An 11423-nucleotide genomic window follows, 5' to 3' on the forward strand; every position below is an offset into this window, starting at 1 on the left:
GGCCGCCGCTATCCAAGCACAATCGAAGCTGCTGCCACCTCCTCGAACAGCTCATCGATGTCACCATAAACGTCTCGCAGCTGTTCATCTATCGCGGTCCTCACATATCGATCCCGTGCCGCGGGCTTTTCTATGAATACCCACCTGAGCTGTTGGTAGGAATACTTGGCAAAGGCTATCCATTGGGGATAGCTGACTGCCATGGGAGTCTTGGTGAATGCGACTATGCCCGCATTCGCGGCGGTCGCGATGCTGTGGGCTGTGAAGAGCATGGTTCCGAGCTTGGGGTTCTTCTCGCGATTGGTCGAGAGCGGGATGGCGTCCTTAACGGGGGTCCCTCCCTTGACCTTGCGGAAGGCATAGGCGAAGCGTACCAGGATTTCGCATACGGCAACGGGAATCGACTGGGAGCAGAACTGGACGAAATCGTATCCCTGCCAGTACATGCCTTGGACAATCTCGGCTATGGTTGCCTTTTCATTCCCAATGCTCCCAAACTGCATGAGGTTGAACAGGGCCATACCGGGCGCGGGCAGGCCTGCGGGTGTCGTGACGTCCGAGAAGAAGTGCATGAGCTGCGTGACAAGCGCCTGCACGACGTCCGTCTTCTGGAGGTGTGCGTAGCGCTCGATTACCTGAACGGCGATTTTCCCATTCTTGTCGATGGTGGTCATCCGTCCCGTGAGGATGTCGGAAACTCCCACCACGAGCCCCAGGAGCGGGTCGTGCCCCAACGAGTACAGACGGTGCATACCGGGGCAGAGTCCCTCGACTCGGGTTGTCGTATAGCCTTCGTTGACTGGTGCGTCATAGGGGACCTTTGCCGCCCTCTCCAGCTCCCTCAGTTGACTAGGGCTGAGGGAGTGTTCGAGATGACCGCGAATGAAGTTAGTGAGCGGGCCTGCCTCGACTCTGCTCGGCGTCTTGCAGGGAATGCCCACAAAGAGTGTGTCTGTGTGTCTGAAAGTCATTCTATCGTGGACCTGAATGCCGGCAATCGTCCCGTTGCTTCTGGGGATCCTGACCCGCGCCTAGGAGGGCGTTCGATGAGGGGAGATGATGGCGTGAGCGCTGCAGACTTCTTGCCATGGCGTACAATGTAATCATATAATTACACTCTCGGCACGGGAGGGTGATGGACGCAAGGGCGCTGTTTCTGCACCAAGTCAAGAAGTTCGTCGAGAAGAACGGCTTCGTTCTCGTGCCTCGCGAGCAGAACGTGACGTTCATGGCCGAGCGTGGCATGACGATGGATGACCTCAGGCGAGTGATTCTTTCGCTTGAGCCGAAGGACATGTTCGACGGCCCCGAGCAAGATCGAGACCCGCGCTTTAGGGACAAGTGGACCGTCGCGGAGTTTTCGCCTGCGTATGGGAGCGAGACGCTGTACCTGAAGCTGTCCGGCCGGACTGACGCCGAGCGATGCAAGTGCTTGTCGGTAAAGTTGTTTGTTGACCGACGGGAGACGAGGAAATGAGCGTGGAGAAGACCATTAACACCTACTGCCCAGAGTGCGACTGCGAGGTAGTCGCGATTCTCGAGCATAGGGTTGAGACGTTGTCCGTCAAGGGCGAGCCGACCTCCTATGATGCCGAGGTTGCGGTCTGCCCGTGCTGTGGCGGGGCAATCGGAGACTCCCGCATTGAGGGCGAGAACCTGCGCCGCGCTTACTCCGCCTACTGCTCCGCCCATGGACTCATGGCTCCGGACGAGGTCAGAAGCCTTCGGAACAGCTACGGTCTCTCCCTGCGCGAGTTCAGCAAATTCCTCGGGTTCGGCGAGCAGACCGTGGCCCGCTACGAGGCAGGCGCAATCCCCGATGACTCGCACAACACCACGCTCATGCTTGCCGCAACGGCTTCCGGGGCTGTCGCCCTGCTCTCGGTGAGGGAGGGCCAGCTGAGTGAGAGGACCGTCGCCGCGGTTCGTCGGTTCGTCGAGAGCAAGACCCCTGTCTCCGGAGCCTCTTCCGCCTTTACCGCGCGTCAGTGGCCCACCCCGGCAATGCTAGTTCCCGGCAGGTTCAACGGCTATCGCCCGTTCGATATAGATCGCATTGCCGCAGTCGTATGCGAGCTGGCGTCTCGTTGCGTCGACCTGTACAAGACCAAGCTGCAGAAGGCGATGTTCTTCACCGACTTTCTGTGCTACGCGCGCACCACACGGTCGATGACGGGGCTCTCCTATGCGCACGCGGACTACGGCCCCGTCATGGACGGGAAGGACCGAATCGTTGTGCTCCTTCAGGATTGCGAGGCCATTGACCTTGCCCAGAAGGGGTGGGGAGAGGTGGTTGTGTCCAGACATCGTCCGACTGGCATTTTGAGCGAGGACGAGATCCAGCTTGTCGACGAGGTGGCGGCCTTCGTTAATACGTTCGAGAGGGCAACGGACATCTCGTCCTTCTCGCATGGCCTTGATGCGTGGAAGGACACCGAGAGTGGTCGGCCTATCGATTACGTCGCAAACGCAGGGCAGGTTGCTGACGCAATCGAACGTCGCATGGCGAGATAGCTTCCCGTTGTCACGGCGGCTTTCTCGCGTTTGCCGTGCTGGGTTCTGGGCGGGCTGAGGGGGTCAAACAACATCTCTGCGCCTGCCCGTGGTTGCCGCGTTCCACCTCTTCACTTTTGCTATACTGCTATACAAGCAAGCGAGGTGATGGGCATGCCTGCGACAAACGCGGCGCCAGCAGCACGTCAGGTGCAGATGAACACGCGCATAGACGCCGAGCTCAAGGCAGCTGGCGACGCCGTGCTCGCGCATCTTGGCTATACGCCCTCGGCGGCGGTGCGCGGGCTCTGGAGATTCGTGGTGGACCACCAGGACGACGCGGAGGCCGTACGTGAGGTCATAGAGCCCGACGCTGCCTCCGCGCTCTCCGACGAGGCGTCCCGGAAGGCGGCAGCGATCGCCGGCCTGCGGTCCCTGTACGAGCAGACGGCCTGCGAGCTCGGCATTCCCGGCGAGGCCGAAGCGGAGCTCCCGTCCTGGGACGGCCTTCGCGAGGACTGGTACGACGAGCGCCTGGAGGGGGAGGCGTAGATGCCGCAGCCGTCGCGCGTTCTTCTCGACACCAACGTCTGGCTCGATGCGTTTGACGGCGCGCGACCGCGCTCCCGTGCGGCGAACGAGCTGCTCAGTGTCTGCGTGCGCAAGGGAATCGAGCTGCTCTACGCGGTCGGCACGGCAAAGGATGTGTACTACCTCGTGGGCGCCTCGCTCAAGCGCCAGGCGCGGGCGGCGGGGGAGACGCTCTCTGAAGGGCAGGCGCACGCGGCATCCGCCTACGCGGCGGCATGCGTTGCAAACATGGACGAGATCGCAACGGCTGTGGGCGCCGACTCGTCGGACGTCTGGCTCGCCCGGAAGTACCAGCGCGTCCACGAGGACTTCGAGGACTGCCTCGTGCTCGCCGCCGCGCAGCGTGCAAAGGCGGATGTCCTCGTGACGAGCGACGAGGCGCTCCTGCGCCATGCACCCGTGGCAGCGCTCTCGGTCGATGACTTCCTTGCATTGGTGGGGGAGTAGTCGGCTACACAGAGGCAATCACCATCTAACGTACGTTGTTGCGTACGTTAAACTTGACGTACGCAACAACGTACGCAAGGAGGCGCAATGACCTCGATCAGCGCGACCGCGCTCCGCAAGGACATCTACAACATCATCGCGCGGGCCAACGAGGACTGCTCGCCCATCGTCATCACCAACACCAAGGGCAAGGGTGCGGTGCTCGTCGGGGAGGACGAGTGGGCCGCCATCGAGGAGACCCTCTACCTCATGGGGATTCCCGGCATGGCCGAGTCTCTCGTAGAGGGTCGCGACGATCCCGTCGAGGACTGTGTGGACGAGTCCGCGCTGGAGTGGTAGCCATGTGGCGGGTTGTCTTCACCAAGCAGGCCGCGAAGGACGCCAAGAACCTCAAGGCGGCGGGGCTGGCAGGGAAGGCCAAGCGCCTCGTCGAGGTCGTGCGTGCCGACCCCTTTGGGACCCCGCTGGCCTACGAGGGCCTCGTCGGGAGCCTCGCCGGGCTCTGCTCGCGTCGCATCAGCATCTGGCATCGCCTCGTATACTCCGTCGACGCGACGCCGGTCGACCTTGACGGCACGAGCTACGAGGGCACCGTCAAGGTGGTCCGCATGTGGACGCATTACGAGGGCGTGCGCGGGTAGGGTGCGTGTCCGGGCTTCTCGCTCTATGTAGCTGTGCGCCTCACGCCAAGCTTGTCCCGCGAGCGGCTGGGTGACGGCGCTCGGGCTCTGCGGCTACCGTTGCTCCGCTTTGCTCACTTTGGATTACTCAAAAAAGTTGAGTCAAAATAACTGAGTAAAACGGGCTCTGTACGAAAAGCGCCGTCCTTCTCGCCGCTGATCTGTCCGCCCGTCCTGCTACCATCGCCTTAAGGATCGAGGCGGGAGGTCACCATGCCGTTCTCCATCGTTCGCAACGACATCGCGCGCGTGCGCGCCGACGTGCTCGTCAACGCCGCCAACGAGCGGCTCGCCGCCGGGGGAGGGGTCTGCGGGGCGATCTTTGCCGCCGCGGGTGCGAGCAAGATGGCCGCCGCGTGCGCGGGGATCGGCCACTGCCCCACGGGCTCGGCGGTGGTCACGCCGGGCTTTGACCTGCCGTGCCGTTGGGTGGTCCACGCGGTGGGTCCCGTCTGGCGCGGCGGGACGCACGGCGAGAGGGGCCTCCTGCAGAGCTGCTACCGCAGCGTGTTTGCAGAGGTGGCGCACCTGGGCGCGGCATCGGTGGCGTTTCCGCTCATATCCGCCGGCATCTTCGGCTACCCCGTGCGCGAGGCGCTCGACGTGGCCCGTGCGGAGGCGTCGGCGTTTCTCGACGACCACCCGGACGTCGAGGTGACGCTCGTCGTCTTCACGCGTGACGTGGTGGCGCAGGGCGTGGCCCTCCTGGGCGAGCTGCGCGAGTGCGTGGACGACGCGTACGTGGACGGCAGCCCGCACCTGCGCGACCGCTCCGCCGAGCTCCGGGAGCTCCGCGCTCCCGAGGCGTGCCCCGTTGCGGCGGCGCCCCTCGCCGCGTCCGTCCCGGCCCCCGGCAGCCTGGGGGCGCCCGACGAGCTCGCCGAGCGCCTGGCGCACCTCGACCTGTCCTTCTCGGAGGCCCTGCTCGCGCTGATCGACGAGCGCGGGCTCACCGACGCCCAGGTCTATCGCCGGGCAAACCTCAGCCGCCAGCTCTTCTCCAAGATCCGCTCCAAGCCGGACTACCGGCCGAGCAAGCCCACGGCGGTGGCGCTGGCGCTCGCGCTCGGCCTCACGCTGCCGCAGACGCAGGAGCTTCTCGCCCACGCAGGGCTCACGCTCTCGCGCAGCAGCAAGTTCGACGTGATCGTCGAGTTCTACCTCGCGCGCGGCGTCCACGACGTCATGACCGTGAACGAGGCGCTCTTCGCCTTTGACCAGCCGCTGCTGGGCTCGCAGTAGGGGAGGGCGCCCTCGCCCGGCAAATGTCACCCGGCGGTTTACCTGTGCGCCGGCGCCCCCGCGTAGCCTTGGTGTCGTCAGGTTGGCTGCGACAAGGGAGGCAGCAATGCGCACGGAGATCGTCTTCATCCTGGACGCGAGCGGATCGATGGCGGGGCTCGAGGCCGACACGGTCGGCGGCTTCAACAGCCTCATCGAGAAGAACCGTGATGAGCCGGGGGAGGCCGTGGTGTCCACGGTGCTCTTCTCGAGCGGCTCGCGCGTCCTGCACGACCGAATCGACATCCGCGAGGTGTCGCGGCTCACGAGGCGCGACTACGAGTGCCACGGGTGCACGGCGCTGCTCGACGCCGTGGGCGGCGCCATCAGGCACGTCGATCTGGTCCAGAGCGTGCAGCCCACAGGCTACGGGGCGGACAGGGTGCTCTTCGTCATCACCACCGACGGCCAGGAGAACGCGAGCCGTCGCTACACGTACCCGCAGGTCAGGCGCATGATCGAGGAGCGCCGGCAGAGGGGCTGGGAGTTCCTGTTCATAGGGGCCAACATCGACTCCGCGGCGGAGGCGGCGAGCCTGGGCATCGCTCCCGAGCGCGCGGCAGACTACGTGGCGGACGGACGCGGCACCGAGGTGCTCTACGACGCCGTGGCGTGCGCGGTGGCCGAGGCGCGCGCGTGCCCGCCCAGTGCGGCGATGGGCGACGCGTGGCGCACGGGGCTCGACGCTGACGTGCGGGCGCGGAGGCGGTAGCCGTGCAAGGCCAAGGCCGTCAGGTAGCGCTGGCGAGAAGGACCCGCTGCCTGCGGGTTCTTCTCGCTACGTGGGCACGCTCTCCTCTTCTCTGTCCCGCCGCCATGCGAAAATGAGACGGCACCGCAGGTGAGGGGGTCACATGTCCGTCTGGGTAACCGGAGACGTGCACGACAGCATCGACATCGGCAAGCTCTCCGGTCGTAGGTGGCCCGAGGGCAAGGGCCTCACGCGAGACGACCCGCTCATCGTGTGCGGGAGCTTCGGCCACTACCACGCCGAGCGCCCAGCTCGACGAGCGGCACCGGCTGATCTACCGCGACATCGTGCGGGCGGGGTAGGGGCGGTTGCCCCTAAAGACAGTGCGCCATATAGAGCGGCAGATACTGCCGGTGACCGGATTTTTGCAGCTGCTTGGGATGAAGGACGTACTCGGTCCCCACGCGCATCCCGTAGCGCGGCCTGAAGTCGTCCAGCGACACGGTGCTGTAGCTCTTTGTCGACTTGACCTCAATCGGACAGATGCGCAGCTTGTTGCCGGCGTCCGAGTAGGGTTGCGTTATCAGGAAGTCCACCTCGCGCGGCCGGGGCTTCTTGTCGTCAGACAGAGGGGGCTCAGACCACGTGCGATAGAAGAGTGAATGGCCGCTTGTCTTGAGCTGCTGCGCGACGACGTTTTCCGCGAGCATCCCCCTGTTCACCGAGACTCTGCCAAACTGGAGGTCACGGTGAACGGAGAGTGACTCCGGTCCGTCGGCGAACGCAAGGGACACGAGAAGCCCGGTGTCTGCCATGTAGCACTTGAGCGAGCTCTCCTCCTCGTTGAGTCGGAGCCCCACGTTTGGGTCGGTGCAGAGGCGACATATGTTGGCGATGTGCGCGTCAGCAAGCCAGTCCAGCGCCGCCTCGCTACTTTCGTAGCGAACCCCCCTGCCGAGCGTGGAGAACTTGAACCGTTTTGAGGATGCGGACAGCTGACCCGGGATGGCTTGGAAAATGGCGCGAGCCCTCCGGGAGTCACTTCCTCCAAACTTTGCAATGTCCTCCAGGTAGAGATTGAGGATACGGCGCTTGATGCGGTCGCATCCTCCGAAGTCCTTGTCGTCTATGAAAGCCTCGACCGATTGGGGCATCCCACCCACGAGCATGTACTCGTTGAACAGCCTCATGATTTTGGCGTGCACGCTGTCGGGGAGCCGCTGCAGGCTCGTGCGGGCTCTTCGTATCTCGTCAGCGTAGATGTCGAGTCCGCATGCCCACAGGTACTCTTCAAAATCCATGGGGTTGAGTTCGATTCGGTCCTCCTCCGAGGGGATGACGATGTCGGCAACGTTCTTTCGCAGCGAGACGAGAGACCCGGTCTCTATGTAGTCGAAGCGCCCGTCCTCGACGAGGTGCTTGACGCACTCCCGGGCTAAGGGAAATCGCTGCACCTCATCGAAGATGATGACGCTGTCACGCCTCTTCAGCTGCTTTCCGTACTCCAGCTGCAGCATGCGAAGGAACGTGTCAACGTCCTCGCGGTAATTGCGGAAGAGCTCGAGCGTTGTGGGACTCGCTGCAGAAAAGTCGATATAGAGGTAGTCGGCATATTCGTTTTGCGCGAATGTGCGGACGAGCGTGGTCTTGCCCACGCGTCGCGCGCCCTCGATGAGCAGGGCGCTCTTTCCTCTTGACCCCCGCTTCCATGCGAGGAGCTTGTCATAGCACTTGCGTCTATACATATCGTTACCTCGACAGATTGCAAAATCCGTTAGGTTAGTTAGCAATTATAGCAACAGTATCCGTTAGTATGGGATGGCTAATTCCCTGCAGAATCTGTCAGTCACTCACCATTGAATATCAGTTTCGGTGAGACGTCCCTAGGGCTCATCGAGGCGCGCATCGATGAAAGCAGAGCTGAGTTGCCCCTTGGGTCGGATTTGCCGACTCGAGATCTCGCGCCCCGCTCGCCACGCCCCCTGCCGAAAGACGTGTCCCCGTCTGCCGCCAGGTTCTTGTCGCCGGCCCCGCCGACGCGGTAAGTGAACAGCGGTAGCGCGCACACGGCGCGCAACGGCAGAAGGGATGCAGCATGCAGCTCGAGAACAAGGTCGCGGTGGTCACCGGAGCGTCGTCGGGCATGGGGCACGCCATCGTGGAGCTCTTCGCCCGCGAGGGCGCCAAGGTGGTCGCCGTCGCGCGGCGCAAGGAGCGCCTCGAGGAGCTGGTGGCGAGCCTGGCGGACGCCCCGGGCGAGGTCGCGGCCTATCCCGGCGACGTCTCCTCCCGCGAGGTCAACGAGGGCATGATCGACTTTGCCCAGAAGACCTTCGGCGGCTTTGACGTCCTCGTCAACAACGCGGGCATCATGGACGACATGTCCCCGGTCGGCGACGCCACGGACGAGAAGTACGAGCAGGTCATGGCCGTCAACGTCTACGGCCCGCTCGCGGCCATGCGCGCCGCGGTGAACGCCTTCAAGGCGTCCGGCACCAAGGGCTCGATCGTCAACGTGGCGTCCGTGGGCGGCATGCGCAGCTGTGCCGGCGCCGTCTACTGCGCCTCCAAGGCCGCGCTCATCTCGCTCACCAAGAACACCGCCTACATGTACATGGCCGACGGCATCCGCACGAACTGCATCGCGCCGGGCGGCATCGTGACGGAGATCGCCACGTCGATGGGCGTCCCCAACCCGGCGGGCTACGGTCGCATCAAGCCGGTCCTGGACTGCGCGCCCGCGCCGGGCAGCGCCGAGGAGATCGCTGCCGCGGCGCTCTTCCTGGCTAGTGACGCCGCGAGCTACGTCAACGGCGTCATCCTGCCCGTGGACGGCGGCTGGATGGCCGGCTGAGTCTGGGTGGCGGCGTGTCAGGCGGCGGGGCCGTCGGCTCTGTGCCGGTGGCCCCGCCTCATGTGGCCGAGAGGGAATACGTGTCCGGTCACCACGTTATCCTAGGGTCAGGATCTCGATTCTCGATCGCCCCGGGAGGGGCTGAAAGGGGGCGCCGTGTCGCTCGTTCGCCTGTCGGAGCGTATATCCTATCTCCCGCACGTCGAGGAGCTTGACCGTCCCGTGCTGGCGCTCGTGCGCGGGGACCGCCTCGCCCTCGCCGTCGACGCGGGCTACTCGCCGCGCCACGTCGAGGGCTTCTACCGCGAGCTCGTCTCGGCGGGCCTCCCGCTGCCCGACCTCACCGCGCTCACGCACTGGCACTGGGACCACAGCTTTGGCATGAGCGTCGTCGCCGGTCTCACGGTCGCCCGGAAAGAGACGAACGAGCGCCTGCTCGAGGCGCGCGGGATCCTCTCGGACCCGGCCGACCCGCGCCGCGCGGACATCTGCTCGGCCCAGGGCTTCGCCGAGGAGTTCCCACCCGGGGAGGACCCCGTCGTCGTGACCGCCGACCTCGAGTTCGAGGGCGAGCTCGCGGTCGACCTCGGCGGCGTGACGGCTCGCCTGATCGCCACGGACGCGCCCCACACCGACGACTCGACGCTCGTCTACATCCCCGAGGAGCGCACCCTCTTCGTGGGCGACTGCTTCTGCGAGGACTACGACTCCGGCGACGACCCGTCCGTCTGCCACCTCGACCCCACGCGGCTGCGCGCACTTCTCGCCACGATTGGGGGCCTGGACCCGGCACCGGAGACCTTCGTCATCGGCCACTGCCCGCCGGAGGGCCCGGACGAGTTCCTCGGGTACCTGCACGAGCTGCTGCAGCCGGCCCCGGGGGAGGGAGGAGCACGTGCCAGCGCTTCGTGACACGATCTATGGTCTTGCCGTGGGCGACGCGCTCGGCGTGCCGTACGAGTTCCGCCCGCGCGGGAGCTTCACCTGCACGGGGATGGTCGGCCACGGCACGCACGACCAGCCGGCGGGCACCTGGTCGGACGACACGAGCATGACGCTCGCCACCTGCGACAGCATCCGCGCGTGCGGGCGCGTTGACACGGGTGACATGCGCTCCCGGTTCCGCGCGTGGATCGACGGCGGCGCCTATGCCATCGACGGCGTGGTCTTTGACTACGGCAACACCACGGCCCGCGCGCTCGCCGCCGGAGCGGGACGTGCGGGCGAGCGCGACAACGGCAACGGCTCGCTCATGCGCATCGCGCCGCTCGCCTTCACGGACGCCACGGACGACGAGGTCCGCGCGGTCTCGGCCATCACGCACGCGCACCGCGTCTCCACCGAGGCCTGCGTGGACATGGTGCACGTGATGCGCGCGCTCGCGGCCGGCGCCTCGCCGGCGGAGGCGGTCCCGGACCACGAGGTCCTTCTCGCCGCCAGCGAGAAGGACGTTCGCTCCGGGGGCTTCGTGCGGGACACGTACTGCGCCGCGCTCTGGTGCCTTGCGGTCTCGGGGTCATACGAGGAGTGCGTGCTGCGCGCGGTCAACCTCGGGGACGACACGGACACCACGGCGGCCGTGGCCGGCGCGCTCGCGGGCATCGCGTACGGGATCGAGGGGATTCCGAGCGAGTGGCTCTCCGGGCTTCGGGGAAAAGACATCATCGAGCGCTGCCTGTTCTAGGGTGCCACCTGGATCAAAGGGGACGGCCCCATTTAGGGCTGCCCCGTGGCAGCGCCTCTGCATCGAACCCAGAGCGCGGGGCCGCGTCAGTGCTAAGCTCACGGGAGGTCGCGCGGCCCGGGGCCAGGTGAGGCCCTCGGTCGCGCTGCGCACCCACCGCGAGAGCCACAAGGAGCCCCCATGTCTGACGGCGCCATGATCCTTCTCGTCTTTGCCCTGATCGCGCTTCTCGGGGGCGGCACGACGGCGCTCGTCCTCCTGATCGCGAGGCGGGCCCGGGCGCGCAAGGAGCGCGCCTACACCGCCGAGACGGTCGGGACCGTCGTTCGCGTGCGCCCCGGCGGCGTCGACCGGCCGACTGTCGTCTACGTTCGCTACGAGGTCGACGGCGTCTCCTACGAGTGCCACGAGACCGTGAAGCTCTCGAGCGAGATCATCAGGCTCGGCCCCGTCCCCATCGGCCAGCGCAAGCGCGGCAAGATCGCCTCGCGCGAGGGCAGTCGGGTCCGCGTGGCGTACCTGCCCGAGGACCCGTCGCGGGCAATTCTTGCGGACAACACCGGCCTGATGAGCGAATAGGGTCGCGCCGCCCGCGCCCTTCTCGCTACAATAGCTGGGCCCGAGCTCAACCGTGCAAAAGTGCCTGTCCCTTTTGCACATCGCAGGAAAGAAGACGCATGCCCAGCCAGACACTCGCCGAAC

At 65.5% G+C, this 11423-nt stretch carries 14 protein-coding genes; 12 read left to right on the forward strand and 2 right to left on the reverse strand.

Translation table 11 applies throughout. The annotated features are described in order from the left end of the window. Window positions 1–8: 8 nt before the first annotated feature. A complete protein-coding gene (locus tag BQ7106_RS10475) occupies window positions 9–971 on the reverse strand; it encodes a hypothetical protein (RefSeq protein ID WP_129583861.1) in 963 nt (320 codons plus the stop codon). Window positions 972–1135: 164 nt separating this feature from the next. Here BQ7106_RS10475 and BQ7106_RS10480 point away from each other — a divergent pair, with 164 nt between their 5' ends. The 8 genes from BQ7106_RS10480 (at window position 1136) to BQ7106_RS10515 (ending at window position 6204) form a co-directional block, all read left to right on the forward strand. Then, a complete protein-coding gene (locus BQ7106_RS10480; RefSeq protein ID WP_072375281.1) occupies window positions 1136–1477 on the forward strand; it encodes a hypothetical protein in 342 nt (113 codons plus the stop codon). A gap of 2 nt (window positions 1478–1479) precedes the next feature. After that, complete coding sequence (locus BQ7106_RS10485) at window positions 1480–2514, forward strand: type II TA system antitoxin MqsA family protein (RefSeq protein WP_159431295.1); 1035 nt, start codon at window positions 1480–1482, stop codon at window positions 2512–2514. Window positions 2515–2667: 153 nt separating this feature from the next. Beyond that, the gene (locus BQ7106_RS11210; RefSeq protein WP_205407702.1) at window positions 2668–3045 is read left to right on the forward strand and encodes a type II toxin-antitoxin system RelB/DinJ family antitoxin; all 378 of its coding nucleotides are present in this window, start codon (window positions 2668–2670) and stop codon (window positions 3043–3045) included. Beyond that, window positions 3046–3531: a type II toxin-antitoxin system VapC family toxin gene (locus BQ7106_RS10495; RefSeq protein WP_072375290.1), complete on the forward strand. Its 486-nt coding sequence runs from the start codon at window positions 3046–3048 to the stop codon at window positions 3529–3531. It abuts the gene before it with no gap. Between the two features lie 87 nt (window positions 3532–3618). Beyond that, a complete protein-coding gene (locus BQ7106_RS10500) occupies window positions 3619–3870 on the forward strand; it encodes a type II toxin-antitoxin system Phd/YefM family antitoxin (protein WP_072375293.1) in 252 nt (83 codons plus the stop codon). A gap of 2 nt (window positions 3871–3872) precedes the next feature. Further along, entirely contained in the window at window positions 3873–4172 is a 300-nt protein-coding gene (locus BQ7106_RS10505) for a Txe/YoeB family addiction module toxin (protein WP_072375296.1), read from the forward strand. A 252-nt stretch (window positions 4173–4424) separates the two neighbouring features. Next, complete coding sequence (locus BQ7106_RS10510; protein WP_072375299.1) at window positions 4425–5453, forward strand: macro domain-containing protein; 1029 nt, start codon at window positions 4425–4427, stop codon at window positions 5451–5453. A 106-nt stretch (window positions 5454–5559) separates the two neighbouring features. Next, complete coding sequence (locus BQ7106_RS10515) at window positions 5560–6204, forward strand: vWA domain-containing protein (RefSeq protein ID WP_072375302.1); 645 nt, start codon at window positions 5560–5562, stop codon at window positions 6202–6204. A 353-nt stretch (window positions 6205–6557) separates the two neighbouring features. On the opposite strand, the gene BQ7106_RS10520 is transcribed toward BQ7106_RS10515, so the two are convergent. Further along, window positions 6558–7928 carry an ATP-binding protein gene (locus BQ7106_RS10520; protein ID WP_072375305.1) on the reverse strand — a complete coding sequence of 457 codons (1371 nt, stop codon included), beginning with the start codon at window positions 7926–7928 and terminating at the stop codon, window positions 6558–6560. A gap of 350 nt (window positions 7929–8278) precedes the next feature. Between BQ7106_RS10520 and BQ7106_RS10525 the strand changes: the two genes are divergently transcribed. The 4 genes from BQ7106_RS10525 (at window position 8279) to BQ7106_RS10540 (ending at window position 11300) form a co-directional block, all read left to right on the forward strand. Next, a complete protein-coding gene (locus BQ7106_RS10525) occupies window positions 8279–9037 on the forward strand; it encodes a glucose 1-dehydrogenase (protein ID WP_072375308.1) in 759 nt (252 codons plus the stop codon). A 156-nt stretch (window positions 9038–9193) separates the two neighbouring features. Next, window positions 9194–9949 (forward strand): MBL fold metallo-hydrolase, encoded by a 756-nt coding sequence (locus BQ7106_RS10530; RefSeq protein ID WP_072375311.1) that lies wholly within the window; start codon window positions 9194–9196, stop codon window positions 9947–9949. After that, window positions 9933–10721, forward strand: coding sequence for an ADP-ribosylglycohydrolase family protein (locus BQ7106_RS10535; RefSeq protein WP_072375315.1), 789 nt, complete (start codon window positions 9933–9935; stop codon window positions 10719–10721). The genes BQ7106_RS10530 and BQ7106_RS10535 overlap by 17 nt, the downstream gene beginning before the upstream one ends. A gap of 180 nt (window positions 10722–10901) precedes the next feature. Then, window positions 10902–11300 carry a DUF3592 domain-containing protein gene (locus BQ7106_RS10540; protein WP_083527031.1) on the forward strand — a complete coding sequence of 133 codons (399 nt, stop codon included), beginning with the start codon at window positions 10902–10904 and terminating at the stop codon, window positions 11298–11300. Window positions 11301–11423: the final 123 nt, after the last annotated feature.

Source organism: Thermophilibacter mediterraneus, assembly GCF_900119385.1.
Lineage (GTDB): Bacteria > Actinomycetota > Coriobacteriia > Coriobacteriales > Atopobiaceae > Thermophilibacter > Thermophilibacter mediterraneus.

Coding starts and splice junctions, on each gene's coding strand:
- BQ7106_RS10525 (WP_072375308.1), top strand. CDS start 8,279: ATGCAGCTCGAGAACAAGGTCGCGGTGGTCACCGGAGCGTCGTCGGGC.
- BQ7106_RS10520 (WP_072375305.1), bottom strand. CDS start 7,928: ATGTATAGACGCAAGTGCTATGACAAGCTCCTCGCATGGAAGCGGGGG.
- BQ7106_RS10515 (WP_072375302.1), top strand. CDS start 5,560: ATGCGCACGGAGATCGTCTTCATCCTGGACGCGAGCGGATCGATGGCG.
- BQ7106_RS10540 (WP_083527031.1), top strand. CDS start 10,902: ATGTCTGACGGCGCCATGATCCTTCTCGTCTTTGCCCTGATCGCGCTT.
- BQ7106_RS10475 (WP_129583861.1), bottom strand. CDS start 971: ATGACTTTCAGACACACAGACACACTCTTTGTGGGCATTCCCTGCAAG.
- BQ7106_RS10500 (WP_072375293.1), top strand. CDS start 3,619: ATGACCTCGATCAGCGCGACCGCGCTCCGCAAGGACATCTACAACATC.
- BQ7106_RS10495 (WP_072375290.1), top strand. CDS start 3,046: ATGCCGCAGCCGTCGCGCGTTCTTCTCGACACCAACGTCTGGCTCGAT.
- BQ7106_RS10480 (WP_072375281.1), top strand. CDS start 1,136: ATGGACGCAAGGGCGCTGTTTCTGCACCAAGTCAAGAAGTTCGTCGAG.
- BQ7106_RS10510 (WP_072375299.1), top strand. CDS start 4,425: ATGCCGTTCTCCATCGTTCGCAACGACATCGCGCGCGTGCGCGCCGAC.
- BQ7106_RS11210 (WP_205407702.1), top strand. CDS start 2,668: ATGCCTGCGACAAACGCGGCGCCAGCAGCACGTCAGGTGCAGATGAAC.
- BQ7106_RS10505 (WP_072375296.1), top strand. CDS start 3,873: ATGTGGCGGGTTGTCTTCACCAAGCAGGCCGCGAAGGACGCCAAGAAC.